A 26,015-nucleotide genomic window follows, 5' to 3' on the forward strand; every position below is an offset into this window, starting at 1 on the left:
ATTATAAACGTTTACTAAAATAAAATCATAATTTTTTGGAGATAATATGAAAAAAAAATGGACGCTAGAAACAACACAAATGCTTTTTAAAAAACCATTTTTTGATCTTATGTTTCATGCTCAAAAAGAACATAGAAAACACTTCAATCCTCATGCAATACAAATAAGCACATTGCTTTCAATAAAAACAGGATCATGTCCAGAAGATTGTAAATATTGTCCGCAAAGTGCTAGATATAAAACAGGTTTAAAAAAAGAACCCTTGTTAGAAATAAAAAAAATTCTTAGTGCTGCCAAAAAAGCTAAATCTTCAGGTTCTACTCGATTTTGTATGGGTGCTGCCTGGAAAAACCCAAAAGAAAAAGATATACCTTATTTAGAAAAAATTATTCAAGAAATAAAAAAAATGGGTATGGAAACTTGTATGACTTTAGGTAGTTTAAGCAAATCACAAGCAAAAAAATTATCAAATGCAGGTCTAGATTTTTATAATCATAATTTAGATACATCTGAAAATTTTTATAGAAATATTATTACTACTCGAACATATCAAGAACGACTCAACACATTAAATATAGTTCGCAATGCTGGAATGAAAATTTGTTCTGGAGGCATCTTGGGTTTAGGAGAAAAAATACAAGATCGTATGGAATTATTAATGAATTTATCTAATTTATCTATTCAACCAGAAAGTGTGCCTATTAATATGTTAGTTAAAATTCCAGGAACTCCAATGGAAGACAATGAAGATATAGAATCATTTGATTTTATTCGAGTTATTGCTGCAGCTCGTATCATGATGCCACAATCCTATATCAGACTATCTGCTGGACGTCAAAAGATGAATGATCAAACACAGGCAATGTGTTTTATGGCTGGAGCTAATTCTATTTTTTATGGATGCAAATTACTTACTGCAGACAATCCAGATGAAAAACATGATTTGGAATTATTTCAAAAATTAAATTTATATCCTGAATATAAAAAACAATCTATTTTAACGGAAAAAACATATAATTCTATTACTGAACCAGTAAAAATTAATAAAGATCAATACTATAATGCAGCTATATTATAATATAAAAAAATTGTTTCTTAAGAATTTTAAAATTTACAAATGTTTTATATAAATATTTTATTTTTTAATTAAAATATTGAATAGTTTTTCTAATCAAAACAATTTCATTTTTAATATTAAGAGTAGCTCAATATATATTTTTTATTTGTTTAAACATTCATAATAATTTTTATCGAGTTACTCAATTTGGAGGTATATTTATATATTTTTTTTGAATAATATTTTTAAAAATAAAAGACTAAATGTAAAAATTTTTTCAATAATATTAATTATTATATGAAAAATATTTGATATGATTATCCACTAAAAAAGATCTTATTATGATTAAAAAGTTTTTTGTCACTGGAACTGATACAAATGTAGGAAAAACAATTGCAAGTAGTATTTTATTAAAAAAAGCAGCTGCAGTTGGATATAAAACTGCAGGATATAAACCTATATCCTCTGGAGATGAAAATGAATCATCTAATTTTTTAAACAATGATGGAGTTATTCTTAAAAAAAGTAGTTCTATCATTTTAAGCGATAAAGAAGTAAATCCCATTTCATTTTCTGAAAATGCTCCCCCACATATATTAAGTATATTTAGAAAAAAAAACATTAAAAAAAGTGAGTTATCTTTAGGTTTAAGAAATATTGAAAAAAAAAGTAATTGGATTATAGTAGAAGGTGCTGGTGGATGGTACACACCATTATCTTATAAAGATACTTTTTCTAATTGGGTTAAGCAAGAAAAATTAACTGTGATTATCATTATTGCTATAAAACTAGGATGTATTAATCACGCAATTTTAACAGAAAGAGCTATTATTTCAGAAAAAATAAAATGTGGAGGCTGGATTGCTAATAATATTTCTCCAAAAGACAAATATAACATATATTATATCCAAACTTTGTTAAATTATATTAAATGTCCATTTTTAGGTGTAATTCCATATTTAAATGATAAAAACAAAATAAATTTTAAAAAAGTAAAAATAAAACTACCTAAATAAAAAAATATTAATATACTTTTTATAAGTACTATTTTGGAATTATTAATATAATCAATAACAAAGATGGATATATTTGATATATTTAAATTAAATATAAACAGGATATTTTGAACAAATTTCTAATACTTTCTTCTTAATGTCAATAATATTATTATTATCATTAACATCATCCAATATACTAGACATCCAATTTGATATTTTCAAGGCCTCATTTTCTTTGAATCCTCGTCTAGTAATTGCAGGTGTTCCAATACGTATCCCTGAAGCAATAAAAGCGCTTTTTGAATCATTAGGTATAGTATTTTTATTAACTGTTATATTTGCCTTACTTAAAGCAATATCGGCTTCTTTTCCTGTTATTTTTTTATCAGTTAAATCAATTAAAAATAAATGGTTATAAGTTTTTCCAGATATTATCTTATAACCTTTTTCTAAAAAATTTTTTACCATAATCTGAGAATTTTTTACTATTTGTTTTTGATATGTTTTAAATTTTGATTCTGAAGCCTCTTTAAAAGCAATAGCTTTTCCAGCAATAACATGCATTAGAGGTCCTCCTTGCGCGCCAGGAAAAACCGATAAATTTAATTTTTTGTATAAAATATCACTGCCATTTTTCGCAAGAATCAGTCCACCTCTAGGCCCTGCTAATGTTTTGTGAGTTGTACTTGTAACAACATGTGCATAATTAATTGGATTAGGATAAATTTTTGCTGCTATTAAACCGGCAACATGAGCTATATCAACAACTAAATAAGCATTTACCTTATCTGCAATAGTGCGCATTATTTCCCAATTGCAAATTCCAGAATATGCCGAAAAACCACCGATAATCATTTTAGGTTTATATTTTATAGTTAAGTTGAGTAACTCTTCATAATCAATTTCACCGTTTTTATCTACTCCATATTGAATAAAATTATACATTTTGCCTGAGAAATTTACAGAAGATCCATGTGTTAAATGACCCCCATGTGATAATTTCATACCTAATATTGTATCGCCGGTTTTTAATAGTGCTGTATAAACAGAAAAATTAGCTTGAGAACCAGAATGCGGTTGAACATTTGCATAATCAGCATCGAATAATTTTTTTGCTCGATTAATTGCTAAATCTTCTATAACATCTACATATTGACATCCACCATAATAGCGTTTTCCAGGATAACCTTCTGCATATTTATTAGTTAATTGTGAACCTTGCGCATCCATGACATAACGACTAGCATAATTTTCTGATGCAATTAACTCAATATGATTTTCTTGTCTTTTTTTTTCTTGTTCTATTGCAAACCATATTTCTGGATCATATTTTGAAAAATCTTTTTCATTATTTAACATTTTTTACCTAGATATTAATTTTTTTAAAAATATAAAATAATTTAAAAAAATAAATTTATTTAAAAGTTTTTTGAATTTTTATCATTAGTTGATTTTTTGAAAGAGAATATTCTTTTTCTTTTTTTAAATCTTTGACGAAAAAAAAATTTTTTCGAATCTCATTATCGCCTATTAAAATCATAATTTTTGCTGAAGAATTTATAGCATTTTTTATTTTTTTTTTAAAGTTTTGATTAAAAAAATTGATAAATATTTTTAATTTTGGATATAAATCTCTTATTTCTTCAGATAAATTGATAGCATAGTATTTATTGTTATCTCCTATAAAAATAATATAGATATTAATTTCTTCTGTGATTTCGGTGAAAATATTCAGTTCTTTTGTTAATAAAACTAATCGTTCTATTCCTATTGCGAATCCTGTGGCAAATGTTTTTTGACCTCCCATCTCTTCAAATAAAGAATCATATCTACCTCCTGCACAGATAGTATTTTGTGAACCTAATTTGTTAGTTTTCCATTCAAAAACAGTGCTATTATAATAATCTAAACCTCGTACTAAATTGGAATTGTGCTGATACTTTATTCCATGAATATTCATCATATTACACAAATTTTTTAAATGACTACGTGAAGACGTATCAATATATTCACTTAATAAAGGAGCTTCTTTTAATATTTTTTGAATATTCTCATTTTTAGAATCCAAAATACGTAAAGGATTAGTATATAACCTTTTTTTAGAATCTTTATCTAATAAATGTTCATGCTTTTTAAGAAAAGAAAACAATTCTTTTTTGTATTGAAAACGATCTGTTTTAGAACCAATCGAGTTTATTTCTAATCTTACATATGAATCAATACCAATTCTTTTCCATAAACGATTTGTCAGAATAATAATTTCTAAATCTATATCCTCTCTATCTAATCCAAATACTTCTGCTCCTAATTGATAGAACTGACGATATCTCCCTTTTTGCGGTCTTTCATATCGAAACATAGGACCTAAATACCAAAATTTATTATTTTTTTTATGTAATAAATGATTTTGTATTATAGCTCGTACACAACCTACAGTCCCTTCGGGACGAAGGCTTAAACTATTTCCTTTTCGATCGTTAAAAGAATACATTTCTTTTTCTACTACATCAGTAATATTTCCAATTACTCTTTTAAAAATTTCAGTTTTTTCTAATATAGGCAATCTAATTTCTAAATAACAGTAACTAGTAAGAACTTCTTTTAATATAGTTTCTATATAATTCCATATTTTTAATTCTTCTGGAAGATAATCATGCATTCCTCTAATCGATTTAATTTCTTTGTTCACTATTTTCTCTTGATGTTAAATACAAATTAATTTTAATATACAATTAAGTATTCTTTTTTAAATTATTTAATTTATCTATCTTTTTTATTTTTTCCCGAATTTTAATTTCCATTTTTTCAATTATTTCTTCATTTTTTATTTTTTTTTCTTGACGGATTCCATCTTCATAAAAAGAACTTTTTTTATGATTTCCTGTTAGTCCTAATGTTGCTGTTTTAGCCTCACCTATTCCATTAACAACACAACCGATAATTGAAACGTCTATCGGAGTTGAAACATCTTCTAATTTTTTTTCTAATTGATTTACTGTGTTAATTACATCGAATTCTTGCCGGGAACAAGTAGGACAAGCAATAAAATTAATACCTCTTGATCTTAAACCCAAGACCTTTAAAATATCATAACCTACTTTTATTTCTTCAATAGGATCGGCAGCTAATGAAATTCGTATTGTATCCCCTATACCTTCTAGTAATAATAAAGAAATACCTATAGAAGATTTTACAGTTCCACTTCTTAATCCACCTGCTTCTGTTATTCCAATATGTAAAGGTTGTGTAATTTTTTTTCCTAAAATTCGATATGATTCAATCGCTAAAAATACATCAGATGATTTGACACTAACTTTAAATTGATTAAAGTTTAAAGAATCAAAATATTCAATATGTCGTATGGCTGACTCAACTAAAGCTTCTGGTGTAGGAATTTTATATTTTTTTAATATGTCTTTTTCTAAAGATCCTGCATTTACACCAATTCTAATTGGGATATTTTTATCCTTCGCATAAGTAGTTATTTCTGATATTCTCTTTCGGTTGCCAATATTACCAGGATTAATTCTTAAACAATCTGCTCCATACTCAATGGCTTTTAAAGCTAATCTATAATCAAAATGTATGTCTGCAATTAATGGAATATTTACTTGTTTTTTAATTTCTCTAAATGATTCTGCGGCTTTTAAAGTTGGTATAGAAATACGAACAATGTCGGCACCTGCTTTTTTCAACTCTAAAACTTGATGAATTGTTTCCCAAGTATTTGTAGTACGAGTATTAGTCATTGACTGCACTGAAATAGGCGCATTGTCTCCGATAGGTATTTTACCTATATAAATACGATCCGATTTTCTTCTATAAATGATTTTGCATTTATTCATAATATTTTTTGTATGTAGTGATAGAATTATTCAATTAAATTATTTCTTAATACGATTTATGATGCTACCAGTCAATTGACCACATGCAGCATTGATATCTTGTCCTCTATTTTTTCTAACTGTTACAGTAAATCCTTTTTTTCTAAGAATATCTGCAAAAATTTTAATTCGATGAGTATTACTGCATACAAACGATGAATCTAAAAAAGAATTCCAGGGAATTAGATTAATTTTACTGGGTATATGACTCAATAAAACAGCTAGTTGTTGAGCATTTTTATTGGAATCATTAATTCCGTCGAGCATAACGTATTCTATTGTTACTCCACCATGATTAGCATTTGAATATTTTAAATATTTTAATACAGAATTTAAAATAGAAGAAATATTATATTTTTTATTAATTGGCATAATAAGATTTCTAATAGAATCATTCGGAGCATGTAAAGAAACCGCTAAAGAAACATCAATCATATCTTTCAATTTATTTAATGCTGGAACTATTCCTGAGGTAGATAAAGTAATACGACGTTTTGATAAACCAAAACCATGGTTATCTAAAATTATTTTTAGTGCCGATACAACATTTTTTAAATTTAATAAAGGCTCACCCATACCCATAAAAACTATGTTAGTAACACGATTAGTGATATTTTTTTCTTTTAATATTTTATTGGCTTGCCAAATTTGAGCAATAATTTCAGAAACTTTTAAATTTCTTTTAAAACCTATCTGTCCTGTAGCACAAAATTGACATTTTAAAGAACACCCTACTTGTGATGAAATACAAAGAGTAGCACGTTTTGTTTCTGGTATATAAATAGTTTCTATTTTTTGATCATGAATAGAGGTGATCCACTTTATTGTTCCGTCATAAGAAATCTTTTCTTCTGTAAATTTTGATGCAAATATATAAGATTTTTCATATAATTTTTTTCGCATTTTTATGCTAATATTTAGCATTTTATGAAAATCATTACAATAATGGGTATAAATCCACTTCATAATTTGTTGTGTAATAAAACTTTTTGCGCCTAAAGAAATAAGAAAAATTTTTAAATCTTGAGGACTTAAATCTAATAAATTAACTTTAGTTCTTGAAATATTCAATATATTAATATTCTTTTTCATTTAAAAGCCTAAATTGAATTAGTATAAAATATTTTTTCATTTGAAATTTATCCTTATAAAAATTGTAATAACTCATTATGATTTTATATCATTACCATTTTATATCATTACCAATATAATATATTAATATGATAAATATAAATTTATTAATTTTAATCTTATTTTAATATCTTAGTAGAGATTATTACTATTTAATAAATATTAAAGATATTTAAATTATGATATTATTTTAATAAATTTTTAAGTTGAAGAGGTTTCTATGCATCCAATGTTGAACATTGCTATTCGTGCAATACGGAAAGGGGGGAGTATTATTATTCAAAATTATGATACACATAAATTTATTAAAGAAGATATTGAAAAAAACAAAACATTTATAAAAAATATAATATATAAAACAAATAGAACGATAAGTGAAATTATACATAAATCATATCCTCATCATATAATTTTAAAAAAAAATGAAAATATTTTTTTTAAACAGAATGAAAAAAATACCATTTGGGTTATCAATGAACTAGATGGAAAAAATAATTTTATTAAACGTTTCCCATATTTTTGTATTTCTATTGCTGTTATTGTAAAAAGTCAAATTGAAATTTCTGTAATATACGATCCTATAAAAAATGATTTATTTACAGCTGTAAAAGGACAAGGCTCACAATTGAATGGATACCGAACTAGATGTAGTAAAATTAATAATTTGAATTACACTATGATTGCTGTCAATTTGCCTAATAATTTTTACGATGAAACATTATCTTATTTTGAAATATATAAAAAATTAATTTCATGTGGTATTTCTTTTCGATGTACTGGGTCTAGTGTACTTGATGCGGCTTATGTTGCAGCTGGGAAAATAGATTGTTTATTTGATTTTAATTTAGAACCTAATAATTTTATAGCAGGTAAATTGCAAGCTCGAGAAGCCGGTTGCTTAATTAGTAATTTTACAGGAGGACATGAAAATAATAATTGTCATGCTGGAAATATAACTAGCAGTCCAAAATTTATTAGATTAATTACTGAAAAAATACGTTCATGTTATTTTGTATAATTAAATAATTATAATAAAGTTAGATATGCAAAAAATATTTTATAAAAAATTATCTTATATTTTTATAAATTTTATTTAATTGTCACACACCATTTTTTATTAACAAATACAGCTGACCAACCTGTGAATTTACCTTCTTTTTTAGATGCAATGTAATGTTCTTTTGTTTTTTTATCAAAACACACGATGGTTTTATTTCCATTGTTATCAATTACAGGGCCACTAGATAAATAGTGTATTTTTTCTGGCAATAAATCTTTAAATCGTAACAATTCTTCTACAAGTGGAGATCGAGTTTCACGTGATTTAGGAAAAGTATTGGCAGCAAAAAAAATACCTGAGATCCCCTCTCGTAAAACAAACCATGCATTAGATTCCTTGCATAGCAACTGTGGAAAGGGAATGGGTTCTAATTTTGGTTCAGATATTTCACCATTAGGTAAAATTTTTCTTGTATTTTTACATTCCTTATCTATGCAAATAAAAAATTTACCAAATGGACCTACTTTCAGTAGCATATTGCTATGACATTTTTCACATTTGATATTTTTAGATAAATAAACAGGAGTTTTAAATATACCTTTTTCAATTTTGTACCCACAACAAATTGGATTATTAATACAAATATGTAATTTTATCTTATTATCAATAAAATAACTATCCATAAACATGTTACATTTTTCACATCGATTATTTAATTTGAGAGCTGCTTGTTTTTTATGATCTTCTTCTTCATTAAAATCATTTAATGAAATTAAATTGATCGTTTCTTTACAACGATTCTTAATTTCAGGATTATTGTATCCTAAACAACTAAGAAAAACACCAGTTATAGCATTTTTTATCCCCATTTTTTTATAACAAACAGGACAATTAATTGAAGTTGGCACAATTTTATTTAGCTCCATACCTCCTGCTTCTGGACTTTTTTGAGCCGTTTCTAGTTGCGTAGAGAAATCTCTGAAAAAATCATTCAGTATACTTTTCCAATTAATTTTATTTTCGGCAACTTTATCAAGTTGCTTTTCCATATTAGCCGTAAAATCATAATCAATTAGATTGCTAAAACTTTTTTTTAAACAAATAGTAAGAATTTCTCCCATTTTTTCTGCATAAAATTTGTTTTTTCTAATTTTAACATATCCCTTATCTTGTATTTTTGATGTAATTACAGCATAAGTAGACGGTCTTCCAATACCTTTTTTTTCTAACTCATGTACTAAAGTAGCTTCAGTAAAACGTGGTTGGGGTTTAGTAAATTTTTGACTGGGTAAAATTTTATCTATCCGCAATAGACTTCCTACACTTAGTTCAGGAAATTCAGAAAAAACGTTTTTTTCTTCTTTTAAAACTCTAGACCAACCATTAAATAAAACTATTCTTTCATTTTTTTGTAATTTAAACATATCGACGGCAACTGTTATAGTAATTAATTTATATTTTACCGATATCATTTGAGAAGCTATAAATTGATTCCAAATTAACTCATATAATTTTTTAGCACTTGAACTTAAAGTATCTGATTGTATATTTTTTATTTTAATATCAGAAGGTCGAATAGCCTCATGAGCTTCTTGAGAATATTTTCGATTTGAATATAGATTGGGTTCTTTAGGCAAATAATTATTACCATAATAACTTTTTATGTATGTTCGGGCTTTTTTAATAGCATGTTGACTTAAATAAATAGAATCAGTTCTCATGTAAGTTATATAACCTTCTTCATATAATTTTTGTGCTAAAAACATAGTCTTTTTTACACTAAATCCTAAACGAAGACTAGAAAATTGTTGTAAAGTAGAAGTTATAAATGGAGCTGGCGCTGTTTTATAAAATGTTTTTTCTTCATAATTTTCAACAATACATAATGAATTTTTAATTTTTTCTATAGCTGAATACACTTCAGTTCGATTGATTGGACGAAATACTTTATTATAATAATTTTTTACATCCATGCTAATATTTTTATTATCTTGAGAAAAGAAAGAAATATTCAATTTCCAATATTCTTCTGGAATAAAATTTTTTATGATATTTTCACGATCTGTTATTATACGCACTGCTACAGACTGAACTCGTCCTGCCGATAAACCTCTTGAAATTTTTTTCCATAACAAAGGTGAAATCATATAACCTACGATGCGATCCATAAAACGACGCGCCTGTTGTGCATACACGCGATTCATATTGATATGTCCTGCATTTTTAAAAGCTTTTTTTATTGAATGTTTAGTGATTTCATTAAATACTACACGACTAAATTTAGAAACATCTCCACCAATAACTTCTTTTAAATGCCAAGCTATTGCCTCCCCTTCTCTATCTAAATCTGTAGCAAGATATATATGATCTACTTTATTTGCAATATCTTTTAATTCTGAAATAATTTTTTCTTTACCCGGTAAAACATGATATTCGGCTTTCCAATTTTGATAAGGGTTAATTCCCATTTGTTTTATTAAAACCGTTTTTTCATTTGTTTCAAAAATAATGTTTTTATTAGAATATTTCTTATTTTTATCTTTGTTTTTTGATTTGCTTCTTATTAGATCTCGAACATGTCCGACACTAGATTTAACTATGTATTTATGACCTAAATATTGATTTATAGTTTTTGCTTTTGCTGGGGATTCAACTATAACAAGAGACTTTTGCATATTTTTATCCAGTAAATCATATCTAATTATATTGATTTAAATTATAAAAAAGTAATTAAATTAAGATTAATTGTATTAAAAAATTTTTATTTTTTAAAATTAAAAATAATTTTTATAAAAAAAAAGTTTAACAAAAATTTTACTAATATGATGCTCTATAGAAGAAACAAAACGTTCTAATATTTTCTTTTTATAAACATATTGAATGCTTAATAAAGTATATTCTTCCATTTTAGAGATCAAAATATCGTCACTCGTGCTAATTTGATCTACTAATTTTTTTTCTAAAGCAATTGTTCCAAACCAGTGCTCTCCATTAGAGACATTTTCTATTTCTAAGGATGGTCTCATTTCTTTAATAAAACGCTTAAAAAGTTCATGTGTTGCATTTAACTCCTCACAAAACTTGTTGCGTGTTGATTCAGTGTTATTTCCAAACATGGTTAAAGTTCGTTTATAATCTCCTGCAGTATGAAGTTCAATATCTATATTACATTTTTTTAATAGTTTATTAAAATTTGGCATTTGTCCTACTACCCCAATCGAACCGATTATTGCAAATGGTGCGGAAACAATATGATCTGCAACACATGCCATCATATATCCTCCGCTTGCTGCAATTTTGTCTACAGATACAATTAAACGTATTCCCTTCTGACGCAATCTGTTTAATTGAGAAGCAGCTAACCCATATCCATGAATTACACCTCCAGAGCTTTCTAAACGTAATAAAACCTCGTCATTTTGATTTGCTACTGAAAGTATAGAAGAGATCTCTTCTCGTAATCCGGTCACTTCATTTGCATAAACATCTCCTTTGAAATCTAATACATATAATTTTTTCTTTTGATTTATAAGACGTTTGCTCTTGGATTTTTTTGTTTTATTTTTTTCTTTTTCTTTTTGAAACCATATCTTTTTTTCAAAGTTGTTCATTGTAGATAATAATATTTCATTTTTTATTTTTTTATAATTATCTTGAAGTAAAGTAATTTTTATTTTATTTTGAACACTTTTTTTTCTTTTTACTATTGTATAAAATAAAATCATTATTGTAATACTAATGATAATAAAAGTAATAATTTTTGCTAAAAATAATTCATAATTTACAAGTAAACTCACACGATGAACCTTTTAAAAGTTGGATAAAATATTTTAAAAAAAATAAATGTAGATAAAAAATTTTATCACTCTTTCAAAGAAACCAAATTGGATAATTCATTTACTAATACAGAATTTAACTCAAACCACTGTCCTAATTTTAAATTTTTAGGTAAAATAATATTTCCGTATCGTATTCTAATTAATCGACTTACTTGGCATTGAACTGTTTCCCACATATATCTGATTTCACGATTTTTTCCTTCACATAAGATACCTTTAAACCATTTGTTTTTTTTTGAACACTTATCATTAATAGGTTTTATACTTTTAAATGAAGCATAACCATCTTTAATTTTAACTCCATTTTTTAAAATATTCATTTTATTTTTATTAATTTCTCCAAAAACTCGAATATAGTATTCTCTCTCTATTTGATTTTTGGGATGCATAAGTTTATTAGCTAATTCCCCATTATTTGTAAATAACAATAATCCTCTAGTATTAAGATCTAGTCTCCCGATACTAATCCATCGTTGAATGCTTAAAAATGGCAATTTATCAAATACAGTTGGACGTTTTTTGCAATCATTTCTTGTGCAAATTTCCCCTTCTGGTTTATTATAAACAATTATCTTTGTTTGAAACGGTATTTTCTTTATAGATATATTTTTCCTTTTTATTTTAATTTCTCTAGTATTTTCTTCACTTATACGTTGACCAATTGTTGCTTTTTTCCCATTAATAAATATATACCCAAATTTAATCATTTCTTCAATTTTTCGACGTGAACCATATCCAAAATGAGATAATATTTTTTGTATTTTTTCACTCATCTATTGAACCTTTTATAAATTGATATTGAAAAACAAAAACTATAATATTTTATTATTTTTTTTGATTTTTTCTAGATAGTCCATTGGAATTAAAGTTAATAATATTCCTATCATCAACGGGAAAATAAACCATATTTCATAAAATAAAATGGTATTTTTATAAATATAATTTTCTAAAAATCCAGCAATAACTGGAAAAATTAGAAAAACAGTAGAGGCATAAAATGCACTTACTCTTTTTTGTAAATAAAAATAAGATAAAATACCAAAAATACCTGAAAAATCTCCCAGGTAAAATACAGCTAAAATAGATCTATTAGAAAAATTATTAATATGAGGATTTTCTATAAACCAAGATATCGTAGATAACAATATTCCAGATATTAATGACGGTAAAGCGTTAAAAGTGATAACAGATACATTGCAACATTTTTTTTGACATTCAGCATAAATAATAGCATGGCTAAACAAAGCAAAAAGTAACGCTAAAATTCCTTTCCATTGAAAAAAACATTGTGATTTTAATTCTATCAGTAAAATTGTAATTAATGTAACTAAAGAGATTAAAACTCCTATTTTTTGAATTAAAAACAATTTTTTCTTCAAATATAAAAACGATACTGTTAATACAGCAACAGGCATATTTGAAAATATAATAGAAGCAATAGAAGAATTAACGTAAATACCTCCATATAACATCAATGTAAATGGTATGGAAAAATAAAAAATTGCAATAAAAAATTGAAACCATCTTTGTCCATATGGAAACAAAAGAGGCGTTTTTGTATAATATGCAAGAAAAATTAACAAAGGAGAAGCAACTAAAAAACGTATACCAGTAGCAAAAAATGGAGGAATTGTTTCTGTTGCAATTTTCATTGCAATCCAGGTAGTCCCCCAAGTAAGAGAAACCAAAGAAAATAAAACTATTACTAGTATTTTGTTCATTTAAAAAACTCCAAAAAATAAAAATATAACACATATCATATCTATAAATGAGAGCTATATTTTTTAGTACAGATTTAATCTATAAAATATTTATAAACAAAGTTTTTTAAATTTAAATTGAATTATTTACATCAATATATTATTGTTAAAATTTAAAAAATATAAATATGAAAAAACCTTGCATATCATTAATAATATATTTATTTTCAAAAAATTTTTTCAAGGTAATAAATGCAAAATATTTTAAATAAATTATATGATTCAAAATTTTTAAATAAAGAAGAAAGTTACAAACTATTTAAATTGATTTCTTCCGGCAAAGTCACAGACATACAATTGTCATCTATATTAACGGCCATGCGGATACGAGGTGAATCAGTAGAAGAAATAACAGGAGCAATATACGCATTTTTAGAAAATATGAAATCTTTTCCGAGACCTGATTATATTTTTTCAGATATAGTAGGAACAGGCGGAGATAATAAAAGTACTATTAACATTTCAACTACAAGTGCATTTGTTGCTGCAACATGTGGTTTGAAAATTGTTAAACATTGTAATAAAAAAATTTCTAGTAAGTCAGGCTCTTCTAATCTTTTAGAGAAATTTGATATAAATTTAAGTGCATCTCCGGAAAAATCTCGTCAAACTCTAGATCAATTAAATATTTGTTTTTTATTTGCACCTAAATATCATAATGGTTTTAAGTATGCTAATAATGTTCGAAAAAAATTAAAAACTAAAACTATTTTTAATTTATTAGGACCTTTTCTTAATCCTGCGTTCCCTCCTCTTACCGTTATTGGTGTTTATGATAAAAAATTAATAAAACCTGTAGCTAAAATTTTAAAAAATTTAGAATACCAACGAGGTATAGTTTTAAATAGTCATGAAACTGATGAAGTTACTTTACATGGTACAACATATGTTTGTGAGTTATCAGATGATAATATTGTATCATATGAACTACAACCAGAAAGTTTTGGTTTAAAAACTCATTCTAAAAAGATATTAACAATAGATTCTTTAGAGGAAAATTATTATGTCATCAGTCAAATCATGAAAGGTAAAGGTGATAGATTATATGAAGAACTAATAGCAGTAAATGTAGCGATGTTATTTAAGGTGTTTGGATGGCAAAACTTAAAAGAAAATACCGAATTAGCATTAAATACAATTAGAAGCGGGGATGTTTATAAACACATAAGAAAGGTTTCTAACATGTTAAAAGAAGATCATTATGCAAGAAACAATACTTAATAAAATTATACGAGATAAAATTAGTTGGATTCAATTAAGAAAAGAAAAACAACCTTTAATGTATTTTAAAGATAAAATTAACACACAAACACGTAATTTTTATAATTCTTTAAAAAATAAAAAACCATGTTTTATATTGGAATGCAAAAAAAAATCCCCTACTTTAGGAATTATTAGAAATAATTTTGATTTAGTTGAAATTTCTAGTATTTATAAAAAATATGCTTCTTCTATTTCAGTTCTTACGGATGAAAAATATTTCGATGGTAATTTTGAATTTATTAATATAGTGCGAAAAAATGTCTATCAACCTATTTTATGCAAAGATTTTTTTATTGATTCATACCAAGTATATTTAGCTAGATATTATAATGCAGATGCTATTTTATTAATGTTGTCTGTTTTAAATGACATTCAATATCAAGAATTATCTGAAACAGCAAAAAAATTAAATATGGGCATATTAACTGAAGTAAATAATAAAAAAGAATTAAAACGTGCTCTTGAGCTAGATGCTAATATTATTGGTATTAATAATCGTAATTTACATGATTTGTCAATTGATTTAAATCGCACTCGTATTTTATCTAGTTTAATTAAAAAAAATATTATAATAATAAGCGAATCCGGCATAACAAAATATCGCGAAATAAAAAAACTTAGTAATTTTGTAAATGGTTTTTTAATTGGTACTCACTTAATGTCTAAAAATAATTTAGAAATAGGCATACGTTCTATAATATTTGGTGATAATAAAATTTGCGGATTAACTCGTAATATTGATATACAAAGTGCTGAGAAATTTGGAGCAATTTATGGGGGGCTAATTTTTATAAAAAATTCTCTTCGTTATATTACTAGACAAATAGCAAAGAAAATTATTATAAATAGCAATTTAAGATTTATAGGAGTTTTTCAAAATGAAAATATAAATTTAATTGCTAAAATTTCTGAAGAACTTTCTCTTTATGCAGTGCAATTACATGGCCAGGAAAATCAAGAATATATTAATAAATTGAGAGTAATATTACCTAAAAAAATTAAAATTTGGAAAGCTTTTTCTATTAAATTTAAATTACCAAACCGTAATTGGAATGAAATAAACAAATATTTATTTGACTCTAATTTTGGAGGGAGTAATACATCTTTTAATTGGTCTATTTTGAAAAATCATATTTTAGATGACGTTATTTTAGCCGGAGGAATTAATTTCGATAATTGTATTGTAGCTTCTCAATTAAATTGTTCAGGATTAGATTTAAACTCTGGGGTAGAAATATCACCTGGTATTAAAGATCATAAGAAAATAAAATTAATTTTTCAACGATTAAGATATTATTAAATAATATTAATAAATTATTTTTTATTTAATAAAATACAGGAAATTATCAAATGACTTTAATGAACCCTTACTTTGGTGAATTTGGTGGTATGTACGTCCCACAAATATTGATGCCAGCTTTGCTTGAGTTAGAAAAAACATTTGTTGATGTACAAAAAGATACTAATTTTCAAAAAAAATTTTATAATTTATTGAAAAATTATGCTGGAAGACCTACTCCATTAACTTTATGTAGTAATTTAACCCAAGGCACAAAAACACGCATTTATCTTAAAAGAGAAGATTTATTGCATGGTGGAGCACATAAAACCAATCAAGTTTTAGGGCAAGCGATGTTGGCAATTAGAATGAAAAAAAAAGAAATTATTGCCGAAACAGGTGCCGGTCAACACGGTGTAGCTGCTGCAATTGCTTGTGCGTTATTAAATTTAAAATGCAGAATTTATATGGGTATTAAAGATATTAAAAGACAAGAAACTAATGTATTTCGTATGAAGTTACTGGGTGCAGAAGTTATATCAGTAAAAAATGGTTCTGGAACATTAAAAGATGCGTGTAATGAAGCTTTACGCGATTGGTCTGGTAGTTATAAAACATCTCATTATATGATTGGTACTGCTGCTGGACCACACCCATACCCTACCATTGTTCGTGAATTTCAAAAAATGATTGGGGAAGAAACAAGAAAACAAATTCTAGAAAAAGAAAAAAAATTACCAGATTCAATTATTGCATGTGTTGGAGGGGGATCTAACGCTATTGGAATATTCTCAGACTTTATTCATGATAAAGTTAATTTAATTGGAGTAGAACCAGCTGGTTCGGGTATACATACAGGAAAACACGGAGCGCCATTAAAACATGGTCGAACTGGTATTTACTTTGGCATGAAATCTTATTTGATGCAAAATAAAGAAGGTCAAATTCAAGAATCTTGGTCGATTTCAGCAGGATTAGATTTTCCATCCGTTGGTCCTGAGCATTCCTGGCTAAATAGTATTAATCGTGCTCAATATGTTTCTATTACTGACAAAGAAGCGATAAATGCATTCCAGACTTTATGTAAAAAAGAAGGTATTATACCTGCTTTAGAATCTTCACATGCATTAGCATATGCTTTAAAATTAATGAATACCAGTCCTAAAAAAAAACAAACTTTAATTATTAATCTTTCTGGTCGTGGTGACAAAGATATTTTTACAATACATGATTTTTTAAAAGAGGAAAAATATAATGAGTCGATATCAGAAAATGTTTAAACAATTATCGTTAAGAAAAGAAGGATGTTTTATACCTTTTATAGTCCTAGGAGATCCTTCTTTAGAAATTTCAATAAAAATTCTTGAAAATTTAATTTATAATGGAGCAGATGCTTTGGAGATTGGAATTCCATTTTCAGATCCATTAGCTGATGGACCAATTATTCAGAAAGCAAACTTGCGTGCTTTATCTAAAAAAAATACTTTTTTTGAATATTTTCAAGTATTAAAAAAAATACGTAAAAAAAATAAAAATTTACCTATAGGAATTTTGATATACGCCAATCTTGTATATAATCAAGGTATTGATAACTTTTATTCACAATGTTTTAATTCGGGATTAGATTCTGTTTTGATAGCAGATATTCCTCTCGAAGAATCAAAAATTTTTTATAAAACTGCTAAAAAATATCAAATTAGTTCTATTTTTATGTGTCCTCCAGATGCAGATGATCATTTTCTACATCAAATTTCTTTATATGCACAAGAATTTATTTATGTATTGTCTCGTTCTGGAGTAACAGGAATTAAAAACAAAAATTTATCATTACCTGAACAGTTTATAAAAAGAATTAAAAAATATAATAAACTTCCTTTGTTACAAGGTTTTGGAATTTCAAATTCCGAACAAGTTAAAAAAGCTATATCATCTGGTTTATCTGGAATAATATGTGGTTCAGCAATTATAAATATTATTGAAAAATATATAAATGAAGAGGATAAAATGATCAAAAAAATAAAAAAATTTAGCAATTTATTAAAAATTTCTAGTAAAATAAAATAATATTTTTGATTAGAATAAATAACTATTTATATATTAAAAAATATGCTAGTTTTAAAAAATATGTATAATCTTTGCATTACATAAAGTATTTATAAGGAATGTACATATGCCCATTACAGCAAGAAAATTATATCATGATACTTGTAATTTTTTTTGTAAACAAATAGGAGCTATTTTTTTTATATCTGTATTTGTTACTTTTTTTAATGTATTAATAGATATGTTGATTAAACCGGATATATATATTATCTCTATCTTAGAAAACAACAAAATTATTAATTCTGGTTCGCTTGCAGACATAATTAATAATATGGATTTAGTAGAAAAACGTGAACTGTTAAAATACTCGGTTTTAAAAATCATTGAATCACTAATGAGCAAAACTATATTATCAGGGAGTGTGATAGTTTTAATTTCTGTTTTATCTAAAAATAAAAAGGAATCAATTATCTCTTCAATATCTTCTTTATTTGCTTTTATACCAAGTTTGTTTATATTAAATTTTTTAACTGCTTTTATTATCCAAATAGGTTTTATTTTTTTAATTATACCAGGAATATTATTATCAATAATATTATCATTATCACCTATTATTTTTTCTTTTAAAAAACACGGATTAATAGATTCTATACGTCTTAGCATGTATATTTCTTGTAAATATATAAAAATAATAGGACCCGTTGTTTTATTATGGATGTGCAGTAAATTTATTTTAACGATATTAACAAATTATATTTATTTTATTAATAAAAATTTTTTGTTTTTAATATCTAATATTAGTATCAATATATTATTTTCTATTTTAATTATATACTTGTTTCGATTTTATATGATTTTCTTACGTTCTTAAAAATTTAAAGATTATCCAGGTTCATATTATGAAACAAATATTAAACATATTACCCATGCTTATTTTCTTCATATTTTATAAGTTTTATGATATTTTTATAGCCTCTGGTTCTTTAATTGTAATATCAGGATTAATATGTATTCTTCATTGGATTTTTTATCATGAAATAGATAAAATAAGTTTATTTAGTTTTTTAGTAATTTCTTTTTTTGGTTCTCTTACAATATTTTTTCATGATAGTCAATTTATTAAATGGAAAATTACAATCATTTATATAATTTTTTCTATTATTTTATTGGTTAGTCAATTTTTTACAAAAAAACCAATAATACAAAAAATTTTTGAAAAAGATATAAATATACCTAGTATTTATTGGCGTAAAATAAATTTTTTCTGGTCTTTATTTTTTTTATTTTGTGGTATTTTAAACATTTATATAGCACTTTTTTTTTCAGAAACAACATGGGTTAATTTTAAGGTTTTTGGTTTTACATCCCTAACGTTTTTATCAATTTTAATAACTAGTATTTACATAAATTGTAAAATTTTAAAGAATAAATAATTTTTTATAAAATAATAGAGTGAAATTTTTAATAATGTCAGAAAAAAATAAATTACCAAAGGGAACAATAGTTCTAAAAACATTGTCAATGCCCTCAGATACAAACGTTAATGGTGATATTTTTGGTGGATGGATTATGTCTCAAATGGATATGGGCGGAGCAATATTAGCAAAAGAAATTTCAGGAGGAAAAGTTGCAACTGTACGAGTTGATGGGATTAATTTTCTCAAATCTGTGTCAGTAGGTGATATCGTGAATTGCTATGCTCATTGTATTAAAATTGGAAAAAGTTCTATTAAAATTAATATAGAAATATGGATTAAAAAAATATACTCTAAACCATTAGGTCAGTATTATTGTGCAGCAGAAGCAGAGTTTGTTTATGTAGCTATTGATGAAACAGGAAAATCTCGTCAATTACTACCCATGAGTATTATTTAAGAAAAAAATTTATAAAAAAATATATATTTGTTAAATTTTTTAAATTGATTTAAGAATTTTCTTGAAGAATTTTATTTAAAATATTACGTTCAACACTCAACAAAACTAATTGTATTATATTTTTAAAATGACTGTTTCTAAAGTGTTGAACAAAATATTTTTATATATTTTTTTAAACTTTACATTAAAAATAATTTTTAAAATTTTAGCGAATAAATTTTAATATCTATTAAATATTTTACTAATTTAAATGTCGAATATAATGTATTTTTCAAAAATCGGAAAATATTTAATTAAATATAAGACCTTTTGACAAAATCATGAATAGGACCTTCAATGGATGGATATTTTCTATAATTTAATCAAATGTCTAGTTTTTTTAATATACTGCTTATTAATTGCTAATATTACCTTTCGTATTCTAATTAAACGTCGCAATATACCCTCTTCTATGTCTTGGCTTTTAACAATCTACATTGTTCCATTAATTGGAATTTCTATTTGGTTTTTTTTTGGCGAATTATATTTAGGTAAAAGACAAAAAAAAATTGCAAATAGAATATGGTCTATTTCTAATAAATGGCTTAATGAATTAAAATCTCACAAATACATTTTTCAAGTTCAAAACAGTGAAGTAGCTAATTCGATATTTCAATTATGTAAAAATAGACAAGGTATATCTGGAATAAAAAGTAATAAACTGAAACTTTTAACTAATACGAAAAAAATTATGCAAATTTTAATACGTGATATTTATTTAGCACGTAAAAACATTGAAATGGTTTTTTACATTTGGAAACCTGGGGGTATAGCAGACGATGTAGCAATTGCTCTTATTGATTCTGCAAAACGTGGAATACATTGTAGATTAATGCTTGATTCAGCAGGAAGTATTGAATTTTTTCAAAGTCCTTGGGTTAAAATAATGAGAAAGTCTGGAATCCAAGTAGTAGAAGCCTTAAAATTGAATTTATTACGAATTTTTTTAAGACGTATCGATGTAAGACAACATAGAAAAATTATATTAATTGATAATTATATTTCATATGCGGGTAGTATGAATTTAGTAGATCCTTATTTATTTAAAAAATCTTCGGAAATTAATCAATGGGTTGATTTAATGACAAGAATAGAAGGACCTGTAGCTACAACAATAGGAATGATTTATTCCTGTGATTGGGAAATTGAAACAGGTTTAAAAATTTTGCCTCAACTACCAAATAAAGAAATGTTAGAAGATAAATATAATAAAAATTCCAGTATACAAGTAATCGCATCTGGTCCAGGTTTTCCCGAAAACATGATTCATCAAGCATTATTAACAGTTATCTATTCAGCTAAACATGAATTAATTATGACTACTCCTTATTTGGTTCCTAGCGAAGATTTACTTCAAGCTATTTGTACTGCAGCTCAAAGGGGAGTTGAAGTTAGTATTATTATACCCTTATATCATGATTCTATCTTAGTAAAGTGGGCAAGTAGAGCATTTTTTAGTGAATTATTAGAAGCAGGTGTGAAAATTTACCAATTTCAAAAAGGACTTTTGCATAGTAAAAGTATATTAGTGGATCAGCAATTAAGTTTAATTGGAACAGTGAATTTAGACATGAGAAGTCTTTGGTTAAATTTTGAAATAACTTTAGTTATTGATGATAGTGATTTTGGACAAAATTTATTTTGCGTCCAAAATGAATATATTTCTAATTCTCAATTAATAGATAAAAAAGTTTGGTCCATGCGTGCATATTGGACAAGAATTCTTGAAAAAATATTTTATTTTTTAAGTCCATTATTATAAAAATTATAATTGCTTAATATTATTAATAGATAATTGACTCTATCCCATAAATAGAATATTTTATTATAATAAATATATATCATAGAATTATTGTATTGAAACTGTAATAAAATCATACTATATGTTCATGTAAAAATTTAAAATATTGATTAACTTATACATATTGTAAAATTATAAAAATAAAAGTTTTTAAAATATATCTTTTAAAATAATTACTATAATACATAACATTTCAACAAAAAAATTTTATTTTTACAAAAAACGATCTTTTGTGTAGAAATTATTTATTTCTCATTTTTATCTTGATTGTCAAGAAAAAATATTTTTATTTTCAAATAATATGATAAAAAAATACTAACAAATTATAAAATAATAAAAATTCTGAAAATACTCGTACATTTCATTTACATTCACGAAAATTTTATTTTGGAAATCTAGAAGAAATATTACAAAAATTTAAAGTAAATTATTAATGATCAAAAATAAAAAAATCCGAGAAAAAATTTAAAAGAATAATAAAATTAAAAAATATAGAGAAATGTTAATAGCTGATAGTATTAATCTAAATGAATTAGCAATCAAAAATAATTTTATCAAATTAATAGAAAACAGAAAAGATCCTTAAAACCAGAAAAATATAAATATATTAACAAGAATGGAGATTTCAAAAAATGGACTGGTCAAAGAGTAAAATTCATCATTAATTAACAACTCTGTTTTACATAACAAAAAATATTAGAGGATTTTTTATTATAATTTTATCAGGGGGTCATCAAAAAACCCCTATTATTTAAATAATTAAGTATTTATAAAAAATAAACACTTCTTTTAGATTAAAACAAAAAACTATATTTATTAAGATAATAAATGACCCATTTTTTCAGCTTTAGTTTTTAAATAATTAGCATTTTTAGGGTTTTTTTCTACAATAAGAGGGACTCGCTCTACAATATTTACCCCTGCGTTGATAAGCATCTTAACTTTAAATGGGTTGTTTGTTAACAAGCGAACTTTTTTAATATTTAATATATTAAAAATATCAGCACATAATGAAAAATCTCTTTCGTCTGCAGAAAATCCAAGTTTTTGATTAGCTTGAACAGTATCTAATCCTTTATCTTGTAAAGCATACGCTCTTATTTTATTAAGAAGACCAATATTTCTTCCTTCTTGACGGTGATAAACTAATACACCACTTCCTTCATGAGAAATTTTTTGCATAGACATTTCTAGCTGACTCCCACAATCACATCGTAAACTAAATAAAGCGTCTCCTGTTAGACATTCTGAATGCACTCTTGATAAAGTTGGAATATTTTTTTTTATATCACCATATACTAAAGCTATATGATTTTTCCCGCTTTTTTTTTCTTCAAAACCAAATATGAAAAAACTCCCCCAAGGAGTAGGTAATATTGCTTTTTCTATTAGTTGCATAAATTTTCCTAATTAAGAATTAAATAAATATTTTATAACCTTTTAATATTTTTTGTTTTTAATTTACTGCATAGATTTAATTATTAAATCTAATTTTTTAATTGGATTTTTTGACATAGTAATAGAACGCCCTATTACTATATAATCTATTTTGAATTCTTTGGCTTCTTTAGGAGTAATAATGTTATTTTGATCATATAGTAAATCTTGAGAAATTCTAATGCCTGGGGTAATGATTTTATATCTATTTCCAAATAAAAACTTAATTTTTCTTGCTTCTTTTCCTGGACATACAATACCATCTAAACCACAATCATTAGATAACTTTGATAACTTTAAAATATAGTCTGTTAATGAAATTTGAATTCCAATTTCTTGTAACTCTTCTTCTTTTAAACTAGTTAATGCTGTAACGGCTATTAACAGAGGAGCTTTTTTAAAAGATTTTAATGCTTTTTTTGCAGAGAGAAGCATTTTTTTGCCACCAGCAGCATGAACACTTAACATCCAGATTCCTAAATCTGCAGCTGCTTTAGTAGCGTTAAAAACAGTATTAGGGATATCATGAAATTTTAAATCGAGAAATATGTTAAATCCTAGTTTATGTAATTCTTTTATGAATTCTGAACCTAAAATTGTAAACATTTCTTTTCCAATTTTTAAGTAATAAATTGATGGATTAAGAAGGTCTACTAACTTCATAGCTGATTTTTTATTGCAAAAGTCTAATGCAATAATAATTTTTGGTGTTTTAAAAAAATTAGGATTTAACACTATACAACCCCTAGTATAAATAACGCGTATTGATAAAAAATATTATTTCCTATATTTTTTTATATAGAATATGCTAGTTATATGATGTATATAAATTTTAATTTTAAAATACGATTAACACTGTTATTTCTTAACAGATAAATTGGATTGAAAACTAGCATGATATGATGAACGCACAAAAGGACCACAAAAAGCATTAGTAAAACCAATAGATAAAGCTTCTTTTTTTATATTTTCAAATTCTGAAAGAGGTATATAACGTTTTACGGGTAAATGACGAATACTAGGTTGAAGATATTGACCTACTGTTAATAAAGTAACACCACTTGAATAAAGATCTTTCATTACTTGAGTAATTTCAATATCTTTTTCACCGATACCTAACATTAAACCTGATTTTGTTGGTATGTTGCAATATTTTTTTTTAAATGATTCTAATAATAACAAAGATTTTTTATAATTTGCTCCAGGACGAATTTTTTTATACATTCTAGGAACGTTTTCTATGTTGTGATTGAAAATATCAGGTAACGCATTATTAAAAATATTTAAAATTAATTCTATTCTACCTCTAAAATCAGGAACTAATATTTCAATTTTTACTTTGTTTTTTTTTCGAATAGCTTTAATACAATTAACAAAATGTTGAGCACCACCGTCATATAAATCATCACGAACAACAGATGTGATTACTACATAATTAATACCCATATCAAAAATAGTATTAGATAATTTTTGAGGTTCTGTCATATTAATAGGATCAGGTTTTCCATGAAAAACTGCACAAAAAGGACAGTTTCTTGTGCATATAGAACCTAAAATCATAAATGTTGCAGTTCCATTGTTAAAACATTCTGATAAATTTGGACAGTGAGCTTCTTCACAAACAGAGTATAGATTATTTTTGCGTAAAGCATTTTTCATTTGATATATACGAGATGTATCGACAGGTGTTTTAATTTTTATCCAATTAGGTTTTTTTAATTTTTTTATGACATTAGAATTTTTTTTCACAGTAATAACACTTATTTTTTTTAATGTTTTATTTTTTAATAAAACATCTTTATTTTTTTTCATAAAATTTACTTTCTCGATTATAAGTATTAAAACATATACTATATATCAAATTGAAAATAAATACTTTAGTAAAATTTTAAGATATAATATTGTGTTTTGAATAAATTAAAATTATTCAATCAATTTTTTATTTCAATCACTTTTGATTATTATAGATTGAAAAAGTTTAGATAATTTTTTAATTAAAATAATTCGAACATCCTTTAATTTAATATTCGAATTAAAATCTTTTATTTGTGTCATTTTTATATTTATATCCCCACAAGGATTGATATAATCAAATGGTTTTAAATTCATATTAACATTAAGTGCTAAACCATGTAGAGTCGAACCTTTTTTTATTCTTAATCCTAAAGAACATATTTTTTTTTCATTTACATATACACCTGGTGTTTTTTCTTTAGTATATGCTTGAAGAGAAAAAGTATTTAAAGTTTCTATTACTGATTTATGCATTATATCTATTAATTCACGAATACTAATTTTTCTGATTTTTAAATTTATTAAAAAATACAATATTTGTTGTCCAGGTCCATGATATGTAATTTGACCACCTCTATCAGTTTTTACTACCGGAATATTGTTAAGAAACATTCCATGTTTTTTTTCTTTTAGTTGTCCTTGTGTAAAAATAGGATAATGTTCCACAAACCAAATTTCATCAAATGTATATAAATCACGTAATTTTGTGAAATTATTCATTTTGTTAACAGTCGTTAACCAGTGTTCTATTCCTAAATTACGAAAAAAAATTATATTCTTTTGCAAAATTATCCATAATAATGTAAATTTTTTAA

At 25.1% G+C, this 26,015-nt stretch carries 23 protein-coding genes and 1 pseudogene; 12 read left to right on the forward strand and 12 right to left on the reverse strand.

Annotation, left to right across the window (positions count from 1 at the left end; translation table 11 throughout):
- Positions 1–46: 46 nt before the first annotated feature.
- A complete protein-coding gene (bioB, locus tag ACTP5B_RS02000) occupies positions 47–1,078 on the forward strand; it encodes a biotin synthase BioB (protein WP_464829542.1) in 1,032 nt (343 codons plus the stop codon).
- A 320-nt stretch (positions 1,079–1,398) separates the two neighbouring features.
- Positions 1,399–2,073 carry a dethiobiotin synthase gene (gene bioD, locus ACTP5B_RS02005; RefSeq protein ID WP_464829544.1) on the forward strand — a complete coding sequence of 225 codons (675 nt, stop codon included), beginning with the start codon at positions 1,399–1,401 and terminating at the stop codon, positions 2,071–2,073.
- An 87-nt stretch (positions 2,074–2,160) separates the two neighbouring features.
- On the opposite strand, the gene glyA is transcribed toward bioD, so the two are convergent.
- Genes glyA through rlmN form a run of 4 tightly spaced genes read right to left on the reverse strand, consistent with a single transcriptional unit; the run spans position 2,161 to position 7,031 of the window.
- On the reverse strand, positions 2,161–3,414 hold the full coding sequence (glyA, locus tag ACTP5B_RS02010) for a serine hydroxymethyltransferase (protein ID WP_464829546.1): 1,254 nt from the start codon (positions 3,412–3,414) through the stop codon (positions 2,161–2,163).
- Between the two features lie 55 nt (positions 3,415–3,469).
- Entirely contained in the window at positions 3,470–4,744 is a 1,275-nt protein-coding gene (hisS, locus tag ACTP5B_RS02015) for a histidine--tRNA ligase (RefSeq protein ID WP_464829548.1), read from the reverse strand.
- A 43-nt stretch (positions 4,745–4,787) separates the two neighbouring features.
- Positions 4,788–5,903, reverse strand: coding sequence for a flavodoxin-dependent (E)-4-hydroxy-3-methylbut-2-enyl-diphosphate synthase (gene ispG / locus ACTP5B_RS02020; RefSeq protein ID WP_464829625.1), 1,116 nt, complete (start codon positions 5,901–5,903; stop codon positions 4,788–4,790).
- A gap of 36 nt (positions 5,904–5,939) precedes the next feature.
- Positions 5,940–7,031, reverse strand: a complete 1,092-nt coding sequence (gene rlmN / locus ACTP5B_RS02025; RefSeq protein WP_464829550.1) for a dual-specificity RNA methyltransferase RlmN — start codon at positions 7,029–7,031, stop codon at positions 5,940–5,942.
- A gap of 259 nt (positions 7,032–7,290) precedes the next feature.
- Here rlmN and ACTP5B_RS02030 point away from each other — a divergent pair, with 259 nt between their 5' ends.
- The gene (locus ACTP5B_RS02030) at positions 7,291–8,088 is read left to right on the forward strand and encodes an inositol monophosphatase family protein (protein ID WP_464829552.1); all 798 of its coding nucleotides are present in this window, start codon (positions 7,291–7,293) and stop codon (positions 8,086–8,088) included.
- A 71-nt stretch (positions 8,089–8,159) separates the two neighbouring features.
- Here ACTP5B_RS02030 and topA read toward each other — a convergent pair whose 3' ends face one another.
- The 4 genes from topA to ACTP5B_RS02050 all read right to left on the reverse strand — a co-directional run bounded on the left by topA (position 8,160) and on the right by ACTP5B_RS02050 (position 13,630).
- Positions 8,160–10,745, reverse strand: a complete 2,586-nt coding sequence (gene topA / locus ACTP5B_RS02035; RefSeq protein WP_464829554.1) for a type I DNA topoisomerase — start codon at positions 10,743–10,745, stop codon at positions 8,160–8,162.
- A 99-nt stretch (positions 10,746–10,844) separates the two neighbouring features.
- Positions 10,845–11,867, reverse strand: a complete 1,023-nt coding sequence (sohB, locus tag ACTP5B_RS02040; protein ID WP_464829556.1) for a protease SohB — start codon at positions 11,865–11,867, stop codon at positions 10,845–10,847.
- Positions 11,868–11,932: 65 nt separating this feature from the next.
- Positions 11,933–12,682 (reverse strand): 23S rRNA pseudouridine(2605) synthase RluB, encoded by a 750-nt coding sequence (rluB, locus tag ACTP5B_RS02045; RefSeq protein ID WP_464829557.1) that lies wholly within the window; start codon positions 12,680–12,682, stop codon positions 11,933–11,935.
- Between the two features lie 39 nt (positions 12,683–12,721).
- Complete coding sequence (locus ACTP5B_RS02050) at positions 12,722–13,630, reverse strand: DMT family transporter (RefSeq protein WP_464829559.1); 909 nt, start codon at positions 13,628–13,630, stop codon at positions 12,722–12,724.
- A 231-nt stretch (positions 13,631–13,861) separates the two neighbouring features.
- Between ACTP5B_RS02050 and trpD the strand changes: the two genes are divergently transcribed.
- From trpD to ACTP5B_RS02095, 9 genes and pseudogenes are all read left to right on the forward strand, one after another.
- A complete protein-coding gene (gene trpD / locus ACTP5B_RS02055) occupies positions 13,862–14,890 on the forward strand; it encodes an anthranilate phosphoribosyltransferase (RefSeq protein WP_464829560.1) in 1,029 nt (342 codons plus the stop codon).
- Positions 14,871–16,232: a bifunctional indole-3-glycerol-phosphate synthase TrpC/phosphoribosylanthranilate isomerase TrpF gene (gene trpCF / locus ACTP5B_RS02060; RefSeq protein ID WP_464829562.1), complete on the forward strand. Its 1,362-nt coding sequence runs from the start codon at positions 14,871–14,873 to the stop codon at positions 16,230–16,232. The genes trpD and trpCF overlap by 20 nt, the downstream gene beginning before the upstream one ends.
- Positions 16,233–16,282: 50 nt before the next feature.
- The gene (gene trpB, locus ACTP5B_RS02065) at positions 16,283–17,491 is read left to right on the forward strand and encodes a tryptophan synthase subunit beta (protein WP_464829563.1); all 1,209 of its coding nucleotides are present in this window, start codon (positions 16,283–16,285) and stop codon (positions 17,489–17,491) included.
- A complete protein-coding gene (gene trpA, locus ACTP5B_RS02070; protein ID WP_464829565.1) occupies positions 17,466–18,275 on the forward strand; it encodes a tryptophan synthase subunit alpha in 810 nt (269 codons plus the stop codon). The genes trpB and trpA overlap by 26 nt, the downstream gene beginning before the upstream one ends.
- A 106-nt stretch (positions 18,276–18,381) precedes the next feature.
- Positions 18,382–19,125: a YciC family protein gene (locus ACTP5B_RS02075; protein WP_464829567.1), complete on the forward strand. Its 744-nt coding sequence runs from the start codon at positions 18,382–18,384 to the stop codon at positions 19,123–19,125.
- 28 nt (positions 19,126–19,153) lie between these two features.
- Entirely contained in the window at positions 19,154–19,687 is a 534-nt protein-coding gene (locus ACTP5B_RS02080; RefSeq protein WP_464829569.1) for a septation protein A, read from the forward strand.
- A gap of 34 nt (positions 19,688–19,721) precedes the next feature.
- On the forward strand, positions 19,722–20,129 hold the full coding sequence (gene yciA / locus ACTP5B_RS02085; protein ID WP_464829571.1) for an acyl-CoA thioester hydrolase YciA: 408 nt from the start codon (positions 19,722–19,724) through the stop codon (positions 20,127–20,129).
- Positions 20,130–20,469: 340 nt separating this feature from the next.
- Positions 20,470–21,930 carry a cardiolipin synthase gene (gene cls, locus ACTP5B_RS02090; protein ID WP_464829572.1) on the forward strand — a complete coding sequence of 487 codons (1,461 nt, stop codon included), beginning with the start codon at positions 20,470–20,472 and terminating at the stop codon, positions 21,928–21,930.
- Between the two features lie 386 nt (positions 21,931–22,316).
- A pseudogene (locus ACTP5B_RS02095) lies at positions 22,317–22,686 on the forward strand (transcriptional regulator); the annotation flags it as partial.
- A 99-nt stretch (positions 22,687–22,785) separates the two neighbouring features.
- Here ACTP5B_RS02095 and ribA read toward each other — a convergent pair.
- From ribA to lipB, 4 genes are all read right to left on the reverse strand, one after another.
- Complete coding sequence (gene ribA, locus ACTP5B_RS02100; RefSeq protein ID WP_464829574.1) at positions 22,786–23,367, reverse strand: GTP cyclohydrolase II; 582 nt, start codon at positions 23,365–23,367, stop codon at positions 22,786–22,788.
- A gap of 63 nt (positions 23,368–23,430) precedes the next feature.
- On the reverse strand, positions 23,431–24,141 hold the full coding sequence (gene pyrF / locus ACTP5B_RS02105; RefSeq protein ID WP_464829576.1) for an orotidine-5'-phosphate decarboxylase: 711 nt from the start codon (positions 24,139–24,141) through the stop codon (positions 23,431–23,433).
- Between the two features lie 123 nt (positions 24,142–24,264).
- Entirely contained in the window at positions 24,265–25,218 is a 954-nt protein-coding gene (gene lipA / locus ACTP5B_RS02110; RefSeq protein WP_464829578.1) for a lipoyl synthase, read from the reverse strand.
- Positions 25,219–25,350: 132 nt separating this feature from the next.
- Entirely contained in the window at positions 25,351–25,986 is a 636-nt protein-coding gene (lipB, locus tag ACTP5B_RS02115; RefSeq protein ID WP_464829580.1) for a lipoyl(octanoyl) transferase LipB, read from the reverse strand.
- Between the last annotated feature and the right edge of the window lie 29 nt (positions 25,987–26,015).

The organism is Buchnera sp. (in: enterobacteria) (assembly GCF_056343165.1).